This is a genomic window from Psychrobacter sp. WY6, assembly GCF_018448495.1.
Taxonomy (GTDB): domain Bacteria; phylum Pseudomonadota; class Gammaproteobacteria; order Pseudomonadales; family Moraxellaceae; genus Psychrobacter.
Genome location: NZ_CP049902.1, coordinates 843,070 through 868,060 on the forward strand (window position 1 = coordinate 843,070; position 24,991 = coordinate 868,060).

A 24,991-nucleotide genomic window follows, 5' to 3' on the forward strand; every position below is an offset into this window, starting at 1 on the left:
ATAATTTTCTAATTATCCTCTCGAATAACTATTCTCCGGTAGTGATTTGAGAGGTTTTATCACAGCAAATTTGATGACAAGTTTGTTGTGATAAAACCGAATGAATGCTTCTACTATTTTGACTTGATTCTATTTAATGCTGAGACACTTATGAATGATTTAAGGTCCCAACTGGCTAAACAAAAGCGCTATGACTTATTGTTTGTGAATGCTACTAAGGCTTTTGCCATACTGGTACTCTTATCGTTGGGCGGCATTTTAGTCTCCTTGATTATCGGAGCATGGCCGAGCATTCAAACATTTGGTCTAGGATTTTATACCAGTAATAATTGGGATACGGTCGCCAATGAGTACGGGGCTCTTGCCCCTATTTATGGCACGCTAGTAACGTCATTTATAGCTATTCTCATTGCAGTACCAATCAGTTTTGGTATTGCCATATTTTTGACCGAGATGTGCCCAATCTTCCTCAAAAAACCACTTGGTATCGCCATTGAGCTATTGGCTGGTATCCCTTCTATCATTTACGGTATGTGGGGTTTGTTTGTCTTTGCACCTTTCTTCGGTGATCACATTCAGCCATGGTTTATCGAGCATATAGGGCCATTGCCTATCATCGGTAAGCTATTTACTGGTGCACCAATGGGACTGGGTATGTTTACCGCCTCGCTGGTACTTGCCATCATGATTATTCCATTTATCGCCGCCACCATGCGCGATGTTTTTTCGGTCGTGCCAGACCTGCTTAAAGAATCAGCATATGGCATGGGCGCGACGACTTGGGAAGTCATGTTCAAAATTATCCTGCCGTATACCAAAGCTGGCGTGGTTGGTGGCGTGATCTTAGGACTGGGTCGGGCATTGGGTGAGACGATGGCAGTGACTTTCTTGATTGGTAATGCCTTTAACATCAGTCCGAGTCTATTTACCTCAGGTGTGACTATTACCTCAGCTTTAGCCAACGAGTTTGCCGAAGCGTCGAGTGAGCTACATTTGGCTTCCTTATTACATTTAGGCTTAATCTTATTTGTCATCACCTTCATTGTACTATCTCTAGCAAAACTCATGCTCATGCGCATGGATCACAAGGCAGGCAATCGGTAGTCGTTTGACAATCTCGATAGGTGTTTTACGGATTTATTGGACATCAATAAACATTGATAGATATTGATAAAAGATATGGGAAATAAATAGTATGGCTGCTAACAATGCGATCAATGCACCACTACCGACTCAGCCAAACAGCGCTAGCCGCTACAATCAAAGCCTTTATAACAAGCGCCGTTTGACCAACAAGTTAGGTCTAGGCTTTGCCATGTCGGCGATGGTTTTTGGACTATTTTGGTTGTTTTGGATTTTGCTTACGCTTTTCGTGGAAGGCTTTCAAGGTATTGTGCAGCTGCCTATTTTTACTGCTGATACACCGCCACCGATGAGTGCGGGCGGGCTGCGTAACGCCATTGTCGGTTCAGTAATGCTCGCGTTTTCAGGATTGTTTATCGGTGCACCTATTGGCCTCATGACGGGTATTTATTTATCCGAGTTCGCTCAAGGCAGTATGCTTGGCAAGGTAACGCGTTTCTTAAATGATATTTTGTTATCCGCACCCTCGGTTGTGATTGGTCTCTTTATTTATGCATTGATGGTAAAAGGTCAAAGTTTCTCTGGTTGGGCAGGCGCGTTAGCATTAGCATTAATCGTTATTCCTGTGGTCGTGCGTACCACTGAGAATATGCTCAATCTGGTTCCTAATAGCATTCGTGAAGCGGCTTACGCACTTGGCACACCCAAGTGGAAAATGGTGACTCAAGTAACGATTAAGGCGGCTAGAGCAGGACTGACCACTGGGGTGTTACTGGCATTTGCTCGAATCACTGGTGAGACAGCACCGTTGCTATTTACGGCGCTTAACAACCAATATTTCAGTACCGATATGAGCCAGCCTATTGCTAACTTACCCAATACCATCTACCAGTTTGCGATGAGTCCTTATGATAACTGGCATACCTTAGCGTGGGCGGCAGCGTTGCTGATCACGACCTCTGTCTTGGTATTAAACATTTTGGCAAGGTTCATCGGTAGTAGAGGTCAGGCTAAATAAAGACTGATGGTAAATTAAGGCTTGTCCTAGATTATCTCGAGAATTTACTTCCATTTATATTCATTGAGCTGGGTTGGAACATATTATGAATGACGTCATGAGCAAAATCCGTACAAAAAAGCCTGTCGATAAATTCAATGCGGCAGATAAATTTAATCCAACAACAGACAGTTTATTAAACAGACCGATGTCGACGGCAGCACAAATGGAGCAGCCAGATATTGCCAGCCTAACCAAACAAACGCTTCATGATATTCCCAAAAACATGCCTGCAGCAAAAATGCAAATTCGGGATCTGAATTTTTATTATGGTGACTTTCAGGCGCTAAAAAATATCAATATCGATATTCCTGATAAAAAAGTCACTGCTTTCATTGGTCCTTCAGGTTGCGGCAAGTCGACGCTATTACGTACCTTTAATCGGATGTATGACTTATATCCGGGTATGCGGGCAGAAGGCAATATTAATCTTGATGGCAACAATATCTTGGGCAAAGACATCGATGTCAATTTGCTACGCGCCCAAGTCGGTATGGTTTTTCAGAAACCTACCCCATTCCCGATGTCAATCTATGACAATGTCGCCTTCGGAGTACGCCTTTATGAAAAGTTGAGCAAAGCTGAGCTGGACAATCGGGTAGAGTGGGCACTCAAAAAATCCGCATTATGGCCAGAAGTGAAAGACAAGTTAAAGGCTTCTGGATTGTCTTTATCAGGTGGTCAGCAGCAACGCTTGTGTATTGCGCGTAGCGTCGCGACCAAGCCTGAAGTGTTATTGCTTGATGAGCCGACATCAGCGCTTGACCCTATCTCGACCGGCGCGATCGAAGATTTGATTGAAGACTTAAAACAGGATTACACCATTGCCATCGTTACGCATAACATGCAACAGGCCGCGCGTGTGTCTGACTATACCGTCTATATGTACTTAGGCGATATGATTGAGATGGGCGAGACCGACCAGATATTTACCAAGCCTGCCCAAACCGCCACAGAAGACTATATTACGGGTCGTTATGGCTAACATCGCGGTCTGAGCAAGGACGACGTGCTCGATACGTTCAATAAGATATCGTGAGCCAATCTGTTCGACTCAACAGCCACACCGCGCTACCAAAATATGGATTTTAGGGAATACCTCTTATGCAAAGCGATAAGCATATCTCCAAAAGTTTTGACCAAGATCTTGATGAAGCTATCCGTTTGTTTTATACATGGGCGATAGCGCGACCAACCAAGTGGCGAAAGCAATCCATGCGCTTATCGATAAAAATGAGACACTGGCGCAAGAGGTGATTGATATGGACTTTGATATCAATCGAATGGAAGTCGAGTTGGATGAGCATATCTTGCTATTGGTCGCCAAACGCCAGCCCGCTGCCAGCGATTTACGCTTGGTCATGTCTATCAGTAAAGGCGTGGTTGATTTAGAACGCATCGGTGATGAAGCCGTCAAAATCGCTCAGATGGCCAAAAAAATTGCGGCACAAGGTAAACTGTCGTATGGCTATGCAGAAGTTCAACATCTCAGCAATCAGGTTCGTTTGATGCTGCACAATGCGCTAGAGGCATTTAGCCAATCGAATGCTGAGCAAGCGTTTGAGGTCATGCGTAACGATAGCATGGTCAATGATGAGTATCAGTCAGCCATCCGTGCTTTGATGACCTATATTATGGAAGATTCACGGCACGTTTCAAAAGTTATCAATATTATGTGGGTATTGCGGCGCTTGAGCGGGTAGGCGATCATGCACAAAATATTGCAGAACTGGTGATTAACTATATTAGTGGGCAAGATGTGCGTCATTCCGACTATGCGCTGGTCGAAAAAGCGGTGCAAGAAGCCAATGACCGTATGGCGGCGCGCCAAGTCAGCACCCTGTCTGCCACTAAACCTGCCGTCAAGTCAGCCACAGATTTTGTAGACTCAAACGGTGATGAGGGCTGAAAAAAACAGTTCATCGTTAATTTACATCCAAAAAAAACGCGCTATATTAAATAGCGCGTTTTTTATATTGTGGCAATAATAAAAAGCAACTAGCTCTCTGGCGTCCAACCTTGTGCACGCTCATAATCTTCATTATCTAAAAATTTATCCCGTTGTTCGGTGAGGAATTTTTTGGCAGCAGGATCTAACATACTTAGATGGTTTTCGTTAATCAGCATCGTTGCTGTTCAAGCCATTCTTTCCACGCTTTGTCAGATACCGTTTCTTGTAGCTCCTGACCTTTTTTATTAGGAAAAGGCGGGTGCGGCATTTTGGGCAATTCTTGCTGATATTTACGGCAAAATACCGTATTGGCTTGAGGATTAAAAGTCTCAGTCATGAGGCACTCCTTATTAGGGTTTAGTTATTAAAAAATATATTATTGAATCACTCATGAGAATAGTTATACCAAACCCAAAAAGTAAGATTGGCTGTGTCAAACTCGCTTAGCCTACAAGGCGTAGTACATTCACTCGTTTTCCTTGCTACTCTAATTTCTGTGAATGGTATTAGTTAGCACTTATTCAGCATAAGTGACTTAAATATTATTAGCTGAATTTACTTTACCTCATCATGGTATCAAAAACACCCGCAGCAGGGGCGGGTGTTTTTGATGGTAAAAGCTGTCTGGTCAACAATGCGCTTTTACGCAAATACCTCTAAACGGCTGCGACCGCGAGCAACTGCTTGCTTAACTTGATTTGGCGCTGTACCACCTAAGTGGTCACGGGCTGCTAATGAGCCTTCTAGCGTTAGATATTCAAAGACATCTTCACCGATAGCATCGCTAAACTGCTGTAGCTGCGCCAATGATAAATCGCTCAAATCAACACCTTCTTTGATACCCAAAGCAACGGCATTACCCACCACTTCATGGGCATCACGGAACGCTACGCCTTGGCGTACCAAATAATCTGCAAGGTCAGTAGCGGTAGCGTAGCCTTTCATTGTGGCAGCGCGCATGTTTTCTTTATTTGGGGTGATATTCGGTAGCATATCAGCAAAAGCCAATAAACAGCCGGTAAGCGTATCGACGCAATCAAACAACGGCTCTTTGTCTTCTTGGTTGTCTTTGTTATAAGCCAGTGGCTGACTCTTCATTAGACTTAATAGCGTCATTAATTGCCCAAAGACACGTGCTGCTTTACCGCGAACCAACTCTGGCACATCAGGATTTTTCTTTTGCGGCATGATAGATGAGCCAGTACAGAAGCGATCTGGAATCTGTACAAAGTTAAATTGCGCTGACATCCATAGGATAATCTCTTCGCTCATCCGTGACATATGCATCATTAAGATAGAAGCGGCTGAGGTGAATTCAATCGCAAAATCACGGTCTGATACGGCATCCAGCGAGTTTTGGCAAATACCTTCGAAACCTAACAACTCAGCAGTAATGGTACGATCGATTGGGAATGTCGTGCCAGCAAGGGCAGCACTACCAAGTGGCATCTGATTGATACGGCGGCGCGCATCGACCAGACGTTCGGTATCGCGATATAACATCTCAAACCACGCCATGACGTGATGACCAAAGCTCACTGGCTGCGCCGTTTGTAAATGCGTAAAGCCGGGCATAATAGTGTCAGTATGCTGCTCAGCCAAATCAAGCAAACCACTTTGCAAGCGTACTAATAAGGTAATGATATTATCAGTCTCTTCGCGTAGCCAAAGACGAATATCGGTGGCAACCTGATCGTTACGGCTACGACCCGTATGCAGTTTTTTACCAACTGCGCCGATGATGTCAGTCAAGCGCGACTCAACATTCATGTGCACGTCTTCTAGCGCGATTGACCAGTTAAACTCGCCAGCCTCAATCTCGCGCAGTACCTGATGTAGACCATCAATAATGGTGGCTACTTCGTCAGCGGTCAAAATGTCACATTCTTTAAGCATGGTCGCGTGGGCGATTGAGCCTTGAATATCGTGACGCGCAAAGCGTTGGTCAAAGCCAACAGAGGCGGTGAAGGCAGCGACAAAGCTGTCCGTCGCTTCACTGAAGCGTCCGCCCCACATCTGCTGGCCTTGGCTGTTTGAAGGACTGCTTACAGGGTTGTTTTGTGCAGCGTTATTTGTTATCGGAGCATCTGTGCTAGAATCAGAGACAGATGGGTTTACATTTGATTCGGGACTACTAGGTTTTGAAGAATTGGCGTTCATATCGGTACAAGACAAGTCAGCAGAATAAGAGCTCAAGTATAGCAAAGGATGAGGTTGCCTTACTAGCGGAGCGCTTAGAGTTTTTTATTCCCAAGCTCATGGAAGTCATGAAGCCTTGGCAGTGGTTCATTTATATCTTTTTTTGGTCACTATTCGTCACGGTAATAAATCGCTATGATATTGCCACGTGGTCAGATTTTTTGATTCAGTTGTTTAGCAGAGTCCTGCAAAACACCTTGAGTATTATTCCTTCCTTATACATCATTGATTATTTGCGCCCCATTTTAAAGAGCATGAGCATACCTAAAGCCAGCATGTATGTGCTTGCCTTACTCATGGTGGCATCTACCATATCCATGATTTTAGTCATGCTGGTGATGATTAACATTGGTTGGTTTGAATATGATCGTCAAACTTTTATTCTAAATATATTATTTGATGCGGTGATTAGTGGTGGCTTTACCTTGGTGTTCTTACTGTATTTTTTACGCCGTTATCGTGAGACGAATGCGCTCAAACAATCGTTTGAGCAGAAATTGAGTGCACAAAATGATGTGATCAAAGCACGAATCGCTCCGCATTTTTTCTTTAATACCATTAATACCCTTGTGTCACTGATAGAGTCCAATCCAGCAAGAGCTTCTGCTTTATTACAGCACGTTTCTGCCTTATTCCGTGCCAGTTTCAATGGGGCACGAGAGATTAGCTTTGAAGAAGAAATTGCTCTTTGTGAGCACTATCTAGCGATTGAGTCTAGCCGCTTAGCGGATAAGCTTGAAGTGAGTTGGCAATTGCCTGACGAAGATGTCATGTATGACATGGTGATTACCGCCTTGACCTTACAGAGCGTGCTAGAAAAAATGCTGCTGAATGTGGTGGAGATGACCACTGAAACCATTTATATCAATATTAGAGTCACTTGGCAGCAGCATCGGGTTGTGATTACGATTGGTGTCGCGCTGCCGAAAAAAACCATGATTATTAACCATGATTTACGTCAGCACATGAACTTTTATATTCAAGCGGAACGTTTACGGGCTTATTTCGGTCAAAGTGCGGATATTAAAAGTAGCGTTACCAGTAGTCGAATTATTACCGTCATCGACTATCCGCTGCAAGATGTTAGTTTATGACCGTTTTGTTGGGGCTTAATTTTGTATTTTATTTCTCAAGAAATAGGTATGGCATAGTTATTGCACCATCTTTATAGCTAATGGGTTGTTTTACTTTATATTTAGCCATGATTCCCCATAAAAATTATTATCGATAAATGCATCGCAATAAAACTCAATGCACAAGGCTATCAACGTCAATATAGCCAGTTATTGTTTTATGAAATAATTAAAGGTTTTATGCTAAGTGATTGGTAATGAGTGCTAATATGTTGGTAAGGCCATTGAAAAAAATACTAAGTTTATCCTGGGATTGGAGTTTGCATGCGTATCGTAGTTTGTGATGATGAGCCACTAGCACGTGAGCGTTTGGTTAGAATTGTACAGGAGTCAGGTCATCAAGTCGTTGCTCAAGCAACCACGGGTGCAGAAGCCATTATCGCTGTCAAAACTCAGCAGCCAGACATCATATTATTAGATATTCGTATGCCTGAGATGGATGGGGTGCGCTGTGCGCAAGAGCTTGCCAAGCTTGAGCATCCGCCAGCTATTATATTTGTCACCGCTTATGATCATTATGCCATTGCCGCGCTAAAAGCCAATGCGATTGGTTATTTATTAAAGCCTGCCAATAAAGATGAACTACTAGAAGCACTAGATAAAGCGAAAAATTTGAACGCGGCGCAGCTAAATGAGATTCGTAAACTAGAAGACCCAACAGCGCGTCCAGTACGTGAGCATATCGCTGCTCGTACTCACCGAGGCGTTGAGCTCATCAAGCTCAAAGATATCTATTATTTTACCGCCGATCAAAAGTACGTCAAAGTCCGTCACAAAGATGGCATTGTCCTGATTGATGAGACGCTAAAAGAGCTTGAACAAGAGTTTGAGGATCGGCTGTTTCGGGTGCACCGTAATGCCATCATCAACCTTAGCTTTTTGGACTTTTTAGAAACGTTGGATGCAGGACAATATCAAATACGCTTTAAAGGCATTGATGAGACACTCGCGGTTAGCCGCCGTCACTTACCTGCATTACGTGACAAGATTCAAAGCATGTAAGCTGCGGTTTGCATAGTGAAATAACCGTGAAATAATCACCCCATATCATCAAACCCTTATTTATGCTTAAATAGGGGTATTTTTTTGCGTCAGCATTGACTATATATGGTTTATATCGCCCATTTTTTGTGGAAAATTTGCAGTATTGTCTAATACTGACCTGCATAGTACTGACGTGAACAGTATCGAATTTATTGAGGCCCTTTATGAGCAATCCGCAGCAAACTGCTTTGACTACCTTGAATATCGCCACGCGTCAGAGCCCTTTAGCACTATGGCAAGCTGAGCATATCCGTGCTCGTCTACTAGATTTGTATCCTGAATTGACGATTAACTTGCTAAAAATTGTCACTAAGGGTGACAAGATTTTGGACCACACCTTTGGCTAAAATTGGCGGTAAAGGTTTGTTTGTCAAAGAGCTTGAGCAAGCTCTATATGACAAACAAGCGGACATCGCGGTACATTCATTAAAAGACGTACCGATGCAGCTTCCTGAAGGCTTGATGCTGGGCGTCTATTGCAAACGCGCCTCACCGACTGATGCTTTTGTGTCTAACACCTATAATAGTATTGATGAGTTGCCGCAAGGGGCAGTCGTTGGCACGTCAAGTTTGCGTCGTCAGTGTCAGCTTAAAGCCTATCGCCCAGACCTACAAATCAAAACCTTACGCGGTAACGTTGGTACACGTTTGGGCAAGCTGGATGCTGGCGAGTATGATGCGATTATTTTAGCGACCAGTGGTTTGCAGCGTATCGAGCTGGATGAGCGCATACGCGGCGAGCTTGATATCAATGCCTGCCTGCCTGCGGTTGGTCAAGGCGCCTTAGCGATCGAATGCCGCGAAGGTGATGATGAGGTGTTAAAATTACTGGCACCACTGAATGATGATAAAGCTCGTATCCGTCTCATTGCTGAGCGCGCGCTGAACCGTCATTTAGAGGGTGGTTGCCAAGTACCCATTGCTGCTTATGCTGTGTTACAAATGGCGGATGAAACGAGCAGCAACAATGATGATAACGGTGACAATGGCAATAACGACAACGGCAATATGTTATGGCTACGTGGCCGCGTCGGTCAAGCGGATGGCAGTGAGCTGCTAAAAGCAGAAAAACGCGTCACGTTGATTGGCACACAAGCCGAGCAAGAAGTACAGGCTAATCAGCTTGGTATTGATGTTGCCAATATACTGCTTGCCGATGGCGCGGGTGATATCTTATCCGCGATTTATCATCCTGAATAACAGGCCAGTATTTTGATTATCTTAGTCATAGCCCCAGTATTATTGATGCTAGGGCTATCGTTAAGCCAATTCTATCAGTCTTTTGTCATGGTACGTCTATGTCATCAACATTAAATCACGCCCAGCTTATTGCTAACAGTCAATCAAATAATGAGTCATCACCCACGCAAGTAGTCATCAATACTCGCCCAGTGGAGCGTGCCGCTGCATTGACAGATCATCTACAAGCAGCAGGGCTAACGGTGGTAGAGATACCGATGTTGACGTTACAACCGCGCCCAACGACTGAGCAAGACATGACGCTGATGCGGCATTGGCTAGCAGGCGATTATAAGGCGCTTGTGATTATTAGCCCAACGGCGGCCGCTTCAGGACTGGCTGTTTGGCAAGCGCTTGAAGATGAGCGTCAAGCTCAAAACCATGACGATGACGATGATAATGACGGTGAGCGAAAAGATATAGCAATTAATGCTCTGCAAGCGCCGAGCTACTTGATTGCCGTGGGTGAAGCGACTGCGTCGGTATTAAACAATGCCAAAATCGAGGCGTCGAATTATCAAGTACTTCAGCCTCACATTGCCAATAACGAAGGTATGCTAGCGATGCCTGAGATTGGGCATTTGCAAGCAGGTGACAAGTTGCTCGTGTGGCGCGGATTGGGTGGTAGGCGACTATTGGTCGATACGTTGCTGGCACGCGGTGCATATCGATAGTATTGCTTGGTATGAGCGCATAATGCCAGTCGAGGCGATGGCTCATATGAGCAGTGGCTAAAAGAATTTTTAACCGATAATTTAACGCATAATATGATGCAAGATGCGTTGGCAGCGCAGCAACCAAAGCCAATCGTTGTGATCAGTAGCGGTACAGCCTTTGAGCATTGGGAAAGCATCGTTCGGGCTGTAGCAGAAAAGGCATTAGAGCAAGAAACAGCCAGAGAAACCTCTGCTATTTTGCCCTATAAATTGTCAGACTTTTCTTATGTGGTGTTGGGTGAGCGTTTAGCCAATATGGTCGCTGAGCAGCAATTAAGTTATTGGCGTGTGGAAGATTTGGCGCCAGAAACCATTCTTACTGCTATTCATGCTAAAGCCTGTTGAATGTATAAATGTACCAACCGATAACCTGTCCTTATCTATTATGTTTCACTTTTTATTTATTTGCTTTAAACCTGTTTTAGCCAAAATAACGGTGCTGCCTTATGTCAATCAATTCTGAATCATTATCTCAGGAACCTTCTGCTACTCAGCAGCGCCGACAAGCAAATGTGTTTTTTGCGCCTGCAGTGGCTGGTTATCTTGTTGCTTATCGCCGCCCTATTGTGGCTCTACATCAGCCAGCAGCGTTTCCAGCATAGTGTTAATGAGCGTTTGCAAAGCAACGAGCAAGTCGTCAGCCGTCTGAATGAGATGGATGACCGTCTATTTGCGATGAGTCAGCAGACGCTGCCAGAGCCTCGATCTGCCGCCAGTAGCCAAGCGCAAAACCAGTTAGATTTATTGCGTATTCAGATACAAGCCGCTGATAGATTATTGGCAGACAATAACGACAGTGCAGCGATTGATTTGTTGCGTGGTCTACACTGGCAGCTTTCGCAAAGTAGCAATGAGATTGCTCCAGCGCTAACGGTTGTGATCAAACAAAGCTTGATGAAAGACATCGAACGTTTGCAGGCGAGCAGCAATCAGCCCAGTCCTTGGCAGCTACAAAACCTCGCCATCCAAAATATTCAAGAGTTTTTGCACCGCTATGAGCGTGTGAGTAGTGAGGCGACACCGCACAATAGCGCCGATAATAATATGAGCCTCTCGCGCAAACAACTGACTATTCACGAAGTGATTATGACCTTAAATCTGGCCAGTCAAGCCAGTAATATGCGCGAACAAGAGCAGCTGGTTGGTTATCTGCGTCAAGCACGAAATCAACTACAAACCTTGGTGCCGAAGTCTGATATTCCTCAAGAGTCAGCGCCAAAGGCAGCCATGACTAATACTGAAAACGCCTCTAATGATGCGTCCGCAGGCAAAAAGCAAACCTCTACCGACAAGAACCTACAAACCAGATCCTCTCCGACAAATATCGCAGAAGTTATAGATTGGTTAGATAAATTGATTGCCAATGCACCGAAACCAACGCCATTGTTGACCACTCAGATTTTGGATAAATCTCAGCGTTAGTGGTTCAGTGGATGTTGATTGATAGATTTATGAATATAAAAATAAGAGAAATGACGTTATGGACAGTTTGAATCAAGCAGCACATGTAGCCTCTAATATCGCAGATAATCATCCTGACGAATTGTCTCATTATCCCATTATTCATCATCAGCCCATTCACTGGGGCGAGAGGATGCGTTTAACCATTTAAATAATGTGATTTATTACCGTTACGCTGAATCAGCACGAATTGGCTATTTGCAGGCGCTAGGTATGTTTGATGGCAGTATGGTGACGGTATTGGCACAATCTAGTTGCCAGTATTTACGCCCAGTGACTTATCCTGATACTTTGCTATTAGGAGTGCGCTGTCAGCGTTTAGGGAATACGAGTATCGTGATGGAATATAGCTACTATAGCACCGCGCAAGCAGCCATCGTCGCGACGGCTGAGGCAGTCGTGGTACGTCTCGATAGTGAGGGAAAGCGTAAATTAGCTTGGACAGAGGAAGAGCGCGCTCGGCTATTGGCATTAGAAGCGAAAGTTGGTCATATACCGAAGCTTTAGCACTAAATATTAAATTAAATGAAAAAAAGCACGCTAACGTTATGTTAGCGTGCCTTTTGCTATGTAGCTGATATCGAATCAATCAGCCAGCCAATCAGTCAAATATTAATCTTGCTTTGGCGCATGTACGAAATCGATGACGTTCAAGTCAAAGCCTGATAATGCGTAAAACTTCATGGGTGATGATAATAAACGCATATCACGAACGCCTAAGTGACGCAAAATCTGTGCACCGACACCAATGCTGCGATACGGCTGCTGAGTAATGGTCGATTGCGATTCATTGTCTGCCGCTTTGTCTAACGCCTCTCCTAAATCTATTGGCTGATTGCTACCAATCCAAACTAATACGCCGCGATCTGAATTACTGATTTCCTCCAGTGCTGAGCGCACGCTCCAGCCACTACGACCCGTCATATCATTTTTGGCAGCAAACAAGTCGCGTAGTGGGTGAAAACCATGGACACGGACGGTGCTGACGCCTTCGCTTACATCGCCTTTTACCAAAGCCAAATGCGTTTCATCAGCGCCAAATTCGCGGAAGCGATGTAGCGTAAAGGTGCCGTATTCCGTTTCAAAAGGACGCGACTCAATTTCTTCTACCGTTTGCTCGTTCGCGATGCGGTAGTTGATGAGGTCAGCAATTGTACCCATCTTGATGCCATGCTCTTCGGCAAATATCTCAAGGTCATCACGGCGCGCCATCGTACCATCGGCATTGATGATTTCGACAATCACTGCTGCGGGCTCAAGTCCTGCTAGGCGTGCTAAATCACAACCAGCTTCAGTATGTCCAGCGCGGTGCAAGACGCCACCATTTTGAGCCATGATTGGGAAGATATGTCCAGGCTGGACGATGTCTTCAGGTTTTGCCGAAGAAGAAACCGCGGCTTGAATCGTACGAGCACGGTCAGCAGCAGAGATACCTGTCGTAACGCCTTCAGCGGCTTCGATAGAAACCGTAAAGTTGGTACTAAATTTTGCCTCGTTACGATCAGACATCAGCGGCAACGCCAACTGTTGGCAGCGTGCTTGTGACAAGGTCAAGCAGACCAAACCACGTGCATGAGTAATCATAAAGTTAATATCTTCAGGGCGCACATGGGTCGCTGCCATAATGATATCACCTTCATTTTCACGGTCTTCATCATCCATTAAGATGACCATCTTGCCAGCACGAATGTCTTCGATAATCTCAGGAATCGTATTTAAACTCATAGTAAGTCTCATATTTTATTATTTATAGATAGGTGTGATTTGGAATATAAAGCATTCTCTGTCTATTGTAGCAGATGCTACAGAGCGCTGTTGCGGTTAGGCAAAGTGCATTGGATCAAATTGATCCACCGTAGACGTTATCTAATCATTGCTCATATATCAATATGAGGACTTTTAACGCTTTTCAGCCCACTGTGCTGCTTCATCTCAAAACTATATGGGCCAGACTGTCAAATATAGTGATAAGTATTATTAATGGTCACGACGATTCATGTATTCAATGGCGTATTAAGCAAAGGGCTAATCGACCATGTGAGCCATCAGTCATTACTGGCTGCTTGGCTTTTTAGCCAATCCATAAACTGTTTGCTGTGTTGCTCGCGTTGGTTGTCGGCAAATTCATAAAAGCTGCTCCCAACTAAATTGTCTGGCAAATAGCTTTGCGGATAATAGTGATTGGGATAATCGTGTGGATAGGCGTAACCTTGACCATAGCCTTGATTACGCATCAGTTTGGTCACGCCATTGCGCAGGTGTAGCGGTACTGGAGAGGCATCTTTTTCTGCCAACGCCATCGCCGTATTGATGGCTTTATAAGTGCTGTTACTTTTGGCACTGGTCGCCAAATAAACCACTACTTGCCCCAAGATAATACGCGCTTCTGGCATACCAATTGACTGCACATACGTAATGCTGCATCGGCAAGCAGTAAAGCATTAGGGTTGGCATTACCAATATCTTCACTGGCCAAGATGACCAAGCGCCGCGCGATAAAATCGGCAGGCTCACCGCCAACTAACATCCGCGCCATCCAATAAAGCGCGGCATCAGGGTCTGAGCCACGTACGGACTTTATCATCGCCGAGATAATATCGTAATGCTGCTCGCCATCTTTGTCATAGCGTACCAACGCGGTCTGAGCGACACGAGCGACCAATTCATCGTTAATGACGAGCGGTGATTGCTTAGTGTCCGCCGTTTGAATAGCAAGCTCTAATAAATTTAGCGCCTTTCTAGCATCGCCATGCGCCAGTTGGCTGATAGTGTCCTGTGCTTGTAAATTAACCGTCAAACTCTTCAGAACTGAATCTTCTGAAATTGCCCTTTGCAATACCGCACTGATTTGCTCAGGCGTCAGTGGCTCTAAACGATATACTTGGCAACGTGATAGCAGCGCATTATTGACACTAAAGGAGGGGTTTTCAGTTGTCGCACCAATCAAGGTAATATCACCAGATTCGACCGCGCCCAGTAAGGCATCCTGCTGAGCCTTGTTAAAGCGGTGTATCTCATCGATAAAAACCACTGGCGATTCAAATGCCAATGAGTCCTTATTCTCTAACACTTCTCGCAGCTGTTTGACCCCAGTATTCAAGGCAGACAAGGCATGAAAAGGCCTGCCAACAGCATCAGCCAACAGCATGGCAATAGTCGTTTTGCCGATGCCAGCTTCACCATGCAAAATAATCGATGGCAGATGCCCTTGTTCGACCAAACGCAGCAAGGGCGCACCTGCCGCTAGTAGATGTTCTTGACCAATGATTGCATCAAGTGTCGTTGGGCGCATACGCTGGGCAAGGGGTGTATCGGCATGAAAATTAGGCGGCATAGAAATCTCTATTATCAATTTAAACAGCTATCAATTAGTTCATAACGACAGTGATTAATGGGTTTTTATTGCTGCATCTAAATGACTACATCCTAGATTTCATCATTGCTATGGAAAAAGACCATATCTGTCTGTTTGGCATGATTTTCGCACTAATGAATATTAGACATGAGTAGTAAAAGTAGGCTAATTTATAAAGATGCTATTTAGTATGTGTCTTGGTATGTGTCTTGGTATGTGTCATACACGATAGGCTAACGCAGATTTACGTTAATAAAAGTCAATCAAGTGTACAGCTTATGTCCCAAATACTTTGATTTTTATGCTTTTATCCCTATTAACGGTTCAACAGCATTGATAGATCGCAGATATCACGCGCGATTTACGACCTATCATTTGTGATCATCCATTCATTAGGCATAAGGTATTACCGTCATGATGTCTCCGCCGATATTGCAGCGCTTGTTCGCTCGCTATTTATATCGCAGTGCCAAGCAGCAATCACGTTTGCTTACTACAGGTGAGATAGCGCTGGCGCGTTCAGTATTTGGCGACAGTATCAATCTCGATGAGGTTCAGCTCAAGACTGCTTGGTGGGTGTTGAAACATTATGCCGTTAGTCCTAATGGCCATATTTATTTTAACCGAGCAGATTGGATAATAGATTTTAGCGATGCTTCATTGAGTAAAAAAAGCTGGCTGATACATGAATTAACCCATGTATGGCAATTACAGCAAGGCTTAAAAGTGGTGCGCGGTGCACTTATTGATCGCCGTTATGATTATGTGCTCAAGACAGGCAAATCCTTCTTTAACTACGGTATCGAACAGCAGGCGCGTATGGTTCAGGATTATTTTATTCGTCGTCAGCGTGGACAAGACTGTCAAACATTAGAAACTTGTATTCCATTTTTGATCGTAAAGTCTGACGACAATATGAAGTGATATCCATTGGCAATGGATTGCCATGACGACTTTGGTTTTTATTATTTTGCCTTAACAAGGACACGTACCCTTATGTTTAAATTTTTGCCAAAAAAGCCCAATTATAAAATGAATAAAGGTGTGGTTGATGATTCTATCAATCAAAAAAGCACCCTTTTACAGCACTCGTCAACCTTGCTTGCGGCAACACTCAGCGGCGTATTGCTGTTAAGTGGTTGTCAGCAGCAAGCAGAGACTCAACCTGCGCCAGAAGACAGTCAGAGCGTTGAGAAAACGAGCATTGAAGACAGTCAGCCTATGCGCCCAAGTGATTCTGCTGCCCGTATAAAGCAGTTTCAGCCTATATATGTCGCGCAAGCACAAAGGCTACAGCGTCGTTTACAAGCAGAGTATGAATCCCTACAAGCCGCTGATAGCTCAGATAGTGAGGATTCATTGCTGCTGAATGATACTGCTGCTAGCGATACTAATACTAATAACGTGATGAAGAATAACAGCGATACAGCTGATAGCAGCTCACTATCTGCTGACACCACAGATGATGAGGTGGATATCCCCGCTGAGGCTGATATCAATACCAGTACGGAAGTTGGCGAGCGTGATTTAACGGTGTTAAAGCGAATTAGCCTTGAGCCGCGTAAGCCTGTCATGCTAACAGAAGATCAAATCATCGAAAGCTACCAGCAAGCGATGGAAGCGCTTTATCAGCCTGTGACGACGCCTCTTAGCGCAGAAGATGTGGATACGTTAATCAATATCGCAACGTTAGTACCGCAATTATTTGAGCATGCAGAAATTGCCGGTAGGCTCAGTGCCAAGAGCCCAGCATTAGCGCGTTTGATTATTCAGCATCAGGTTTGGGAGCAGATAGAAGCTCAGCAAGTGATTGATATGCAGCAGATGAAACTGAATCAACAAAAAGAGTTTGAGACGCTTATGACTAAGTTTAATGACACCATTAAAGGTTATGATGAGCAAATTGCCAAATATGAGCAGACACTAAAAGAATTCCAGTAGCCGCAATTCTGTCACTCACTCAGTTATTCATTCAGTAACGGATAGGGTTTCTTTGACTTCCTCCCCGCCCTCAAAGGACGGGGATTCCTACTAAAGACGGCCAAGCCCGACCGCGAGAATGTTTTTTGCTCCATTAACGTCTCTGTTATGGGTCGTTTTACAAGAACGACAAAACCATACTCTTATACCAAGCGCTGATCTACCTTTCGGACTGTCTTGGCGAGAGCCGCAACACGAGCAGGTTTGGGTGGTGTACGCTTCATTCACTTCGATATAGTGGCAACCTGCGTTCGCGCATTTATAATCCAGTTGCCGCTTAATTTCAAACCAACCTGCGTCATAGACGGATTTGGCAAGTTTGCCCTTAGTGAATGATGTTGATTTGATTTTACCAACAACAATTAGGCTGTTGGCTTTGACAAGCTTTGATGTGAATTTATGAATAAGGTCTTGACGGGTATTTTTAATCTTGGCGTGAATGGCCTTGACCCGCTTTTTATTCTTAGCTCTTTGAGCAATGGCCAGTTTTTCAGCATATTGATGAGTGACTTTGGTTTGTAGTTTGTCGCCATCACTACTGACTGCTGAATCTTTGCAACCTAAATCAATACCGACTTGACCAGTGCCACACGCTGTTTTTGGAAATTCTTTAACCGTCACACAGACGTACCAGTTACCGCGATGGTCCTGTACCAATTCGCAAGTATTGATGGTGTAGAGCGCTAAGTTATAGCTGTCCCATAGGTCAATAGTGAGTTTTTTACCTTTAGCTAAGCTGAATTGCAGGGTGCTTTTTAGACACTTTTTACCACTTTGGCGGGTGCTGATATGCTTAATAGCGGTCTTTTTAAACGGAATTCAACCAAGAGAACTACGTTTGGCTCTAGGATTATTGGTGCGCCAGTTGAGTTTGGCTTTTTTAAACTGTTTACGAGCCTTGGCGTGGGTTTCGGTCACTGCTTGTAAGGTTTGGCTGTGCAGGTTTAGATATTCACCCGCACCTTTGGTGTAAGTAGCCAAATCATAAGCCGAAAAGAATTGACCAGTACGATTGAGGTGTTTAAAACTTAGCTCATTGACGTAATTCCATACAAAGTTAACCGACCCCGCTAAGATATTTAGCTGAGTGGCATGTTTGTCTTTGATGCGTAGTTTGAGCGTTTTCATGGGGTAATTATGATCTCAATGTATTTGGTTATCAAAGGTATGTTCAATCTTAGGTGACAACGGTTGACGCCTGATATCCACGCCCTAGAAGGACGTGGTTTTACGGCGTTTGATGATAAAAAGTGAACCATAAAAAATCCCGCACGATGGCGGGATTTTTTATGGTTCTAAAAACTAAAATATAAGTGACTATTTGCGGTCTTCAACTTTAACGAAGTCGCGATGCGTTTCACCAGTGTATAACTGACGTGGACGACCGATTTTGAACGGTGTGCTGTGCATCTCTAACCAATGGCTGATCCAACCAGAGGTACGAGCCAATGAGAAAATAACGGTAAACATTGACGTTGGGATACCGATGGCTTTAAGGATAATGCCCGAGTAAAAATCAACGTTTGGATACAAGTTACGCTCAACGAAGAACGGATCTTCTAAAGCGATTTTCTCAAGTGCCATGGCAAGCTCAAGCTTAGGATCATTGATGCCCAATGCGCCTAATACTTCGTCACAAGTTTCTTTCATTACTTGTGCGCGTGGATCAAAGTTTTTATAAACGCGATGACCAAAGCCCATCAGTTTCACTTCACGGCTTTTCACTTTTTCCATGAATTCAGGCACATTTTCAACTGAACCGATCTCATCTAACATCTCAAGCACGGCTTCGTTCGCGCCGCCATGTGATGGTCCCCAAAGGGCAGCGATACCAGCAGCGATACACGCGTAAGGGTTAGCGCCAGTAGAACCAGCTAGACGTACCGTAGACGTTGACGCGTTTTGCTCGTGGTCAGCATGCAAAGTAAAGATTTTGTCCATGGCGCGAGTGATGACGTCATTGGTTTGGTAATCAACATCAGCAGGCGTGGCAAACATCATGTATAAGAAGTTTTCAGCATAGCTAAAGTCATTGCGTGGATACATGAACGGTTCGCCTTGCGAGTATTTATAACTCATCGCAGCAAGCGTTGGCATTTTAGCGATTAAACGGATAGCCGTGATTTCACGATGCTCTTCGTTACTGACGTCTAATGCTTCATGATAAAACGCGGAAAGCACCAACGACACCAACCATAATGGCCATTGGATGTGCGTCACGGCGGAAGCCTTCAAAGAACTTACGCAATTGATCATGAACACCCGTATGCTTACGGATTTTTTCAAAGAAATCTGCTTTTTGCTCAGCGTTCGGTAAGTCGCCATGAATCAAGGCATAAGCCACTTCTAAATATTCAGCATTGTTTGCCAATTGATCGATAGGGTAGCCGCGGTGTAGTAGCTCACCCTTACCACCATCAATATAAGTAATCTTTGATTCAACAGGAGCGGTTACTTTAAAACCAGGGTCATAAGACCAAAATCCTGATTCTTGTAGAGCAGCAATATCTAGAACTGGACGCCCTAAAGTACCTTCGATAATAGGAAACTCGTATTCTTTACCATTGACGGTTAGTTTGGCATTAGTGTCAGCCATAAATTGCTCTCCATTGGTTTTAGCTTGTTAGAATAAAATTACGACAGACGCATACCCTCGGTCTATCGTTAGTCAAATCATAAAAATGCATTTAACTCATTTAATACGCAGGGTATATTAGCAGTAATTACTTATGATTTGAAAAGACTTTTACCATCAATAGCACCAATTGGCACGGTTTAGTCGTGTTTATTCACTGTAATTTTTGTATCAAAATATGTCTGATTGGTTATTTTGCTTAGAAAGCTTGTTTTTATGACAGTAAGTACAGCTACATTATCCGCATAATTTTTAAAGAATTTTACGATAATAATGTAGCAGGTTTTATTAATATTCGGGTTAAAAACAGACAGAGTATGCGTAGTAGACGAATTGAGTTTGGCGTAAATTTCCTCAAAATTGAGCAATTTTGGCAAATACGTATGACCGCTGTCTATTTATTTGTTAACCCAGCGTTTGCCTTTTACTACTTAGGGGATAAATTTGTAATTATCGCCCAGTCATTTTATAATTGTAGGAACTTAACTGGCACTCGCTTTGTGCGAATTGATAAGTGGTCATGATGTAGTGTCGTTTTTCTATTCATACTCGGTTATGGCTGAGTAGCACAAGAGCAACGACGCACTAGCGTTTTGATAGACAATATCTGTAATCCATGGTTTGAATGCTTTTGTTAACTGTTCTATTTTTAAGTCATTAGTAAAAGGGCTGTATTGATATCGATGACGGAGTAGCGTTGTTTCTATTGATATGACCAGTAAAAACAGACTAGTTAATCGATCTTACTCATGTTTATTTTCTTTGTTGTATAATAGACGGGTTGTTTTATAGACCTGTCGATTTGACGAGCGATATTAAACAGTTTATCAATACCTTGTACCCCACGATCCTTTCTTCATATTTAGCGCAAACTAAACGAAGTCAGCTAGCTCTTCCTTACTTTATTCGTCTCGTGTGTTGCTCAATGCTTAATCGACATCAGTGATATCAAGCGTTGATAGCAGATACAGGAGTATAACCGCAAAAAGGATGCCCGCTGTGAAAAGCAACCGACCTATTGATCTGCCTTTAAGCCAAGTGATTAGCGTTAATCGCTCACCGATTGCGATCGCCTCTATCTTGCATCGTATCTCTGGCATTATTTTATTTTTATTGATTCCTGTCATGCTGTGGTTATTACAGAACTCATTGGCTTCGGCTGAGAGCTTTGAGACCGTATTTGACAACGTACTTGTGCGCTTCTTAGCATGGATATTTGTTGCCGCGATTGCTTATCACTTTGTGATGGGTATTAAGCACTTATTCGCTGATATGGGCATGAACGAAGAGCTAAAATCTGGCCGCACTGCGTCTATGGTTAGTTTTGTGATTGCAGCGATTCTAATTGTCGCGTCATTTGTATGGGTGATGTTCTAATGATAAAAAATGATTCAGGAATCAAAAGTGCGACTGGTCTGACAGGTTCAGGCTCACGCGATTGGATTATCCAGCGTATTAGCGCTGTCGTTTTAGCTGTTTATAGTGTGGTATTGCTGGGCTTCTTTTTGACGCACGGCGATGTTACTTATCTTGAATGGTCATCATTTATGACCAGTTTACCTATGCGCCTATTTAGCTTGGTGGCGGTACTTGCCCTAGCTGGTCATGCTTGGGTTGGTATGTGGACCGTGTTCACCGACTATATCACTACTGGCAAATTGGGCTCAAGCGCAGCAGGTCTACGCTTAGTGCTACAGTCATTGATGATTATCGCTATTTTAGTGTTTCTATTTTGGGGCATTATGATTTTTTGGGGTACTGGTTTCGGCGTGGTTGCTGTTTAACGATAGCCAATCCCCTATAATCTGGATACGGTGTCAGGCTCGCTTAGTCAACTATTTGTAGTTCTGGTGACTCGCCTTCCTTGTATCCATATTATATTGAACAGACTATGTATTGATAATATGTATTTATCTGTAACTTGATTTATCTATAAACAATAACGGACGCGACTAGCAAATGTCAAAGTCATCCGTTAGTAGACAAAAATAGTCATAGCCAATCATAGCGTTGGACATCATTGACTTAGTCAGTCACTTATATAATAGGTGCGCTATGGTTTAGTCAGTGAACGAACCCAATATAACGATAGATATGCAAATTAGGTGGTTAAGGGTTGTGAGCGTCATCCACTTTGATCATTGCAAATAGTGGCAAGACAATAAAGTGTTTTGTTCAGCAATAGGATGATTTTGAGACAGCCTTTTTATTTACTTCTAAGCATTAATAGGCATTAGGAAAACCGTAATGGCAACTAGACAAGATAATACCATTAGTAATATTAAGACGCTAAACTACGATGCAGTCATCGTTGGTGGTGGCGGCTCAGGTATGCGTGCTTCACTACATTTGGCAGAAGCAGGCATGAAAGTTGCCGTTTTGACCAAAGTATTCCCAACCCGTTCGCACACGGTTGCGGCTCAGGGCGGTATCGGCGCAAGTTTGGGCAACATGAGCAACGATAACTGGCATTTCCACTTTTATGACACCGTTAAAGGGTCAGATTGGTTGGGTGACCAAGACGCGATTGAATACATGTGCCGTGAGGCGCCTAAAGTCGTCTATGAGCTTGAGCACATGGGCATGCCGTTTGACCGTAACGAAGACGGCACGATTTATCAGCGCCCATTCGGTGGTCATACCTCAAACTATGGCGAAAAAGCCGTACAACGTGCGTGTGCTGCAGCTGACCGTACGGGTCACGCGCTATTACATACGCTATATCAGAAGAATTTGCAGCAAGGCACTGAGTTCTTTATCGAGTGGATTGCGCTTGATTTGATCAAAGACGAAGCGGGTAATATCAACGGTGTTATCGCGCTTGAGCAAGAAACAGGTACGGTTGCCGTATTCCAATCACCAATTACTGTCCTAGCGACAGGTGGTGCAGGTCGTATCTTCGCCGCTTCTACTAACGCTTATATCAATACTGGTGACGGTATTGGCATGGCCGTTCGTGCTGGTATTCCATTACAAGACATGGAGTTTTGGCAATTCCACCCAACAGGTGTCCACGGTGCAGGCGTACTGTTAACTGAAGGTTGCCGCGGTGAAGGCGCTATCTTACGTAACAAAGATGGCGAAGCGTTCATGGAGCGCTATGCGCCAACCGTGAAAGATTTGGCACCACGTGATTTGGTTTCTCGTTCTATGGATCAAGAGATCAAAGAAGGTCGCGGCTGTGGTCCAAACGCTGACCATATCGTAATGGATATGACCCATTTGGGTGTAGAAACCATCATGAAGCGTTTGCCATCGGTATTTGAGATTGGTAAAAACTTCGCTAACGTTGATATCACCAAAGAGCCAATTCCCGTTATTCCAACCATTCACTATATGATGGGCGGTATTCCAACCACTATTCATGGTCAAGTCATTAAGCCTGATCTAGAAGCAGGTACGGATGAAGACGGTCTATATGCAAAAGGCAACGTGGTTAAAGGTCTTTATGCTATCGGCGAATGTGCTTGTGTCAGTGTTCACGGTGCCAACCGCTTAGGTACCAACTCTTTGCTTGATCTATTGGTATTTGGTCGTGCTGCTGGTAAGCATATCGTTGATGAATTCCATCATGCCGATCATAACTATAAGCCTTTAGATCCACGCGTGCTAGATTATACGGTCGGTCGTTTAGACAAGCTGCAACAGTCGACTGAAGGCTACAATGCCCAAGACGTGGCTGACGAGATTCGTGCAACCATGCAAGCGCATGCGAGTGTGTTCCGTACGCAAGCGATGATGGACGAAGGCGTTGACAAGATTTTAGCGCTTGGTGACAAGATTGAAAAAATCCATTTGGCTGATAAATCACAAGTATTTAACACAGCGCGCATTGAAGCATTCGAAGTGGCTAACTTGTATGAAGTGGCCAAAGCGACGATGGTATCAGCGGCAATGCGTCACGAAAGCCGCGGTGCTCATAGCGTGTCTGACTATGACCGTCCAGAAGATGATGATTACGCACCAAATGGCCGTAATGACCACGAGTGGATGAAGCATACCTTATGGTATTCTGAAGGCAATCGCATCATTTATAAGCCAGTTCGTAAAGTACCACTAACGGTTGATTATATCGAACCGAAAGTTCGCGTCTATTAATTTTAGACTGCGCAATTTAGCGATACGAACAGCGTAAAAGTTTTATTTTTTATTCATTTATTAAAAGGTGACCGCCAGCTACATGCTCATGCCAGCGTGACAATATGATTAGTTGATATTTGATAATTACTGTCAATATGGGCTAATCAATAGCGCTGATGCTGCAACCTTTGTATGCCCGCCATCACCTACGTGTGGAGTTTAGCATTATGAGCCGAGGTACTCGCACCATCGAAATCTATCGCTACGATCCTGATCTGGACGCAGCGCCGCGCATGCAAACGTATACGATTGAGTTGCTAGACTCAGATCGTATGTTGCTTGACGTGTTATTACGCCTGAAAAAGGAAGACGAAACACTGACCTTCCGTCGCTCTTGCCGTGAAGGTATTTGTGGCTCTGATGGCATGAACATCAATGGCAAAAATGGCCTAGCGTGTCTCATTAACATGAACACTCTGCCAGAAAAAGTCACGGTTCGTCCATTACCAGGTCTACCTGTTGTTCGCGATTTGGTTGTTGATATGAACCAATTCTATGAGCAATATGAGAAAGTACATCCGTACTTGATCAATGACCAGCCAGCGCCGCCAACTGAGCGTTTGCAGTCACCTGAGCAACGCGAAAAGCTAAACGGTTTGTACGAATGTATTCTATGCGCATGCTGTTCAACCAGCTGCCCATCGTTCTGGTGGAACCCTGATAAATTCTTAGGTCCATCAGCACTACTGCATGCTTATCGCTTCGTGGCTGATAGCCGTGATGGTGATACGCAAGCACGTTTGGCGCGCTTAGATGATCCATTTAGCCTATTCCGTTGCCGCGGTATCATGAACTGTGTATCAGTTTGTCCAAAAGGTTTAAATCCAACCAAAGCAATTGGTCATTTACGTAATATGCTCATTGACCAAGCAGGTTAATCGTTTATAATTGTCTGGTTTTTTTGCAGATAGCGTACGAAAGACACCACCTAATCATTAGGTGGTGTTTTTTATGAGCAATATATCTGAGATTCTTTGATTGTCTTTCAGTGTCAGATA

At 44.0% G+C, this 24,991-nt stretch carries 16 protein-coding genes and 7 pseudogenes; 17 read left to right on the forward strand and 6 right to left on the reverse strand.

Annotated elements, in window-relative coordinates:
• The first annotated feature begins 150 nt into the window (after positions 1 to 150).
• From pstC to phoU, 4 genes and pseudogenes are all read left to right on the forward strand, one after another.
• On the forward strand, positions 151 to 1,104 hold the full coding sequence (gene pstC / locus G7Y90_RS04225) for a phosphate ABC transporter permease subunit PstC (RefSeq protein ID WP_198330500.1): 954 nt from the start codon (positions 151 to 153) through the stop codon (positions 1,102 to 1,104).
• Between the two features lie 91 nt (positions 1,105 to 1,195).
• A complete protein-coding gene (pstA, locus tag G7Y90_RS04230) occupies positions 1,196 to 2,101 on the forward strand; it encodes a phosphate ABC transporter permease PstA (RefSeq protein WP_250163484.1) in 906 nt (301 codons plus the stop codon).
• 97 nt (positions 2,102 to 2,198) lie between these two features.
• Positions 2,199 to 3,125: a phosphate ABC transporter ATP-binding protein PstB gene (pstB, locus tag G7Y90_RS04235; protein WP_427549924.1), complete on the forward strand. Its 927-nt coding sequence runs from the start codon at positions 2,199 to 2,201 to the stop codon at positions 3,123 to 3,125.
• A gap of 119 nt (positions 3,126 to 3,244) precedes the next feature.
• Positions 3,245 to 4,049: pseudogene (gene phoU, locus G7Y90_RS04240) on the forward strand (phosphate signaling complex protein PhoU).
• Between the two features lie 89 nt (positions 4,050 to 4,138).
• Here phoU and G7Y90_RS04245 read toward each other — a convergent pair.
• Positions 4,139 to 4,428: pseudogene (locus tag G7Y90_RS04245) on the reverse strand (oxidative damage protection protein).
• Between the two features lie 305 nt (positions 4,429 to 4,733).
• Positions 4,734 to 6,107, reverse strand: a complete 1,374-nt coding sequence (argH, locus tag G7Y90_RS04250; protein WP_250163927.1) for an argininosuccinate lyase — start codon at positions 6,105 to 6,107, stop codon at positions 4,734 to 4,736.
• Positions 6,108 to 6,358: 251 nt separating this feature from the next.
• Between argH and G7Y90_RS04255 the strand changes: the two genes are divergently transcribed.
• The 7 genes and pseudogenes from G7Y90_RS04255 (at position 6,359) to G7Y90_RS04285 (ending at position 12,390) form a co-directional block, all read left to right on the forward strand.
• Positions 6,359 to 7,384 (forward strand): histidine kinase, encoded by a 1,026-nt coding sequence (locus G7Y90_RS04255; protein ID WP_250163485.1) that lies wholly within the window; start codon positions 6,359 to 6,361, stop codon positions 7,382 to 7,384.
• A 303-nt stretch (positions 7,385 to 7,687) separates the two neighbouring features.
• A complete protein-coding gene (locus tag G7Y90_RS04260; protein ID WP_045443089.1) occupies positions 7,688 to 8,425 on the forward strand; it encodes a LytR/AlgR family response regulator transcription factor in 738 nt (245 codons plus the stop codon).
• Between the two features lie 230 nt (positions 8,426 to 8,655).
• A pseudogene (gene hemC, locus G7Y90_RS04265) lies at positions 8,656 to 9,667 on the forward strand (hydroxymethylbilane synthase).
• 98 nt (positions 9,668 to 9,765) lie between these two features.
• Positions 9,766 to 10,380, forward strand: a complete 615-nt coding sequence (locus G7Y90_RS04270) for a uroporphyrinogen-III synthase (RefSeq protein WP_250163486.1) — start codon at positions 9,766 to 9,768, stop codon at positions 10,378 to 10,380.
• A gap of 93 nt (positions 10,381 to 10,473) precedes the next feature.
• Positions 10,474 to 10,767 carry a hypothetical protein gene (locus G7Y90_RS04275; RefSeq protein WP_250163487.1) on the forward strand — a complete coding sequence of 98 codons (294 nt, stop codon included), beginning with the start codon at positions 10,474 to 10,476 and terminating at the stop codon, positions 10,765 to 10,767.
• Positions 10,768 to 10,941: 174 nt separating this feature from the next.
• Entirely contained in the window at positions 10,942 to 11,844 is a 903-nt protein-coding gene (locus G7Y90_RS04280; RefSeq protein WP_250163488.1) for a hypothetical protein, read from the forward strand.
• A gap of 58 nt (positions 11,845 to 11,902) precedes the next feature.
• Positions 11,903 to 12,390: pseudogene (locus G7Y90_RS04285) on the forward strand (acyl-CoA thioesterase).
• A gap of 105 nt (positions 12,391 to 12,495) precedes the next feature.
• Here G7Y90_RS04285 and ribBA read toward each other — a convergent pair.
• The gene (gene ribBA, locus G7Y90_RS04290) at positions 12,496 to 13,608 is read right to left on the reverse strand and encodes a bifunctional 3,4-dihydroxy-2-butanone-4-phosphate synthase/GTP cyclohydrolase II (protein WP_055123670.1); all 1,113 of its coding nucleotides are present in this window, start codon (positions 13,606 to 13,608) and stop codon (positions 12,496 to 12,498) included.
• Between the two features lie 320 nt (positions 13,609 to 13,928).
• Positions 13,929 to 15,217: pseudogene (locus G7Y90_RS04295) on the reverse strand (replication-associated recombination protein A).
• A gap of 438 nt (positions 15,218 to 15,655) precedes the next feature.
• Here G7Y90_RS04295 and G7Y90_RS04300 point away from each other — a divergent pair.
• A complete protein-coding gene (locus tag G7Y90_RS04300; RefSeq protein WP_250163928.1) occupies positions 15,656 to 16,162 on the forward strand; it encodes a type IV secretion protein Rhs in 507 nt (168 codons plus the stop codon).
• 72 nt (positions 16,163 to 16,234) lie between these two features.
• Entirely contained in the window at positions 16,235 to 17,179 is a 945-nt protein-coding gene (locus G7Y90_RS04305; protein WP_250163490.1) for a hypothetical protein, read from the forward strand.
• Between the two features lie 70 nt (positions 17,180 to 17,249).
• On the opposite strand, the pseudogene G7Y90_RS04310 reads toward G7Y90_RS04305, so the two are convergent.
• Positions 17,250 to 18,346, reverse strand: a pseudogene (locus G7Y90_RS04310) (RNA-guided endonuclease InsQ/TnpB family protein).
• A 189-nt stretch (positions 18,347 to 18,535) separates the two neighbouring features.
• A pseudogene (gltA, locus tag G7Y90_RS04315) lies at positions 18,536 to 19,814 on the reverse strand (citrate synthase).
• A 1,029-nt stretch (positions 19,815 to 20,843) separates the two neighbouring features.
• Here gltA and sdhC point away from each other — a divergent pair.
• The 4 genes from sdhC to G7Y90_RS04335 all read left to right on the forward strand — a co-directional run bounded on the left by sdhC (position 20,844) and on the right by G7Y90_RS04335 (position 24,871).
• Entirely contained in the window at positions 20,844 to 21,230 is a 387-nt protein-coding gene (gene sdhC / locus G7Y90_RS04320) for a succinate dehydrogenase, cytochrome b556 subunit (RefSeq protein WP_083475612.1), read from the forward strand.
• Between the two features lie 20 nt (positions 21,231 to 21,250).
• Positions 21,251 to 21,637: a succinate dehydrogenase, hydrophobic membrane anchor protein gene (sdhD, locus tag G7Y90_RS04325; RefSeq protein ID WP_227500963.1), complete on the forward strand. Its 387-nt coding sequence runs from the start codon at positions 21,251 to 21,253 to the stop codon at positions 21,635 to 21,637.
• A gap of 463 nt (positions 21,638 to 22,100) precedes the next feature.
• Positions 22,101 to 23,951 carry a succinate dehydrogenase flavoprotein subunit gene (gene sdhA / locus G7Y90_RS04330; protein ID WP_087813903.1) on the forward strand — a complete coding sequence of 617 codons (1,851 nt, stop codon included), beginning with the start codon at positions 22,101 to 22,103 and terminating at the stop codon, positions 23,949 to 23,951.
• Positions 23,952 to 24,160: 209 nt separating this feature from the next.
• Positions 24,161 to 24,871, forward strand: coding sequence for a succinate dehydrogenase iron-sulfur subunit (locus tag G7Y90_RS04335; protein WP_055123743.1), 711 nt, complete (start codon positions 24,161 to 24,163; stop codon positions 24,869 to 24,871).
• Positions 24,872 to 24,991: the final 120 nt, after the last annotated feature.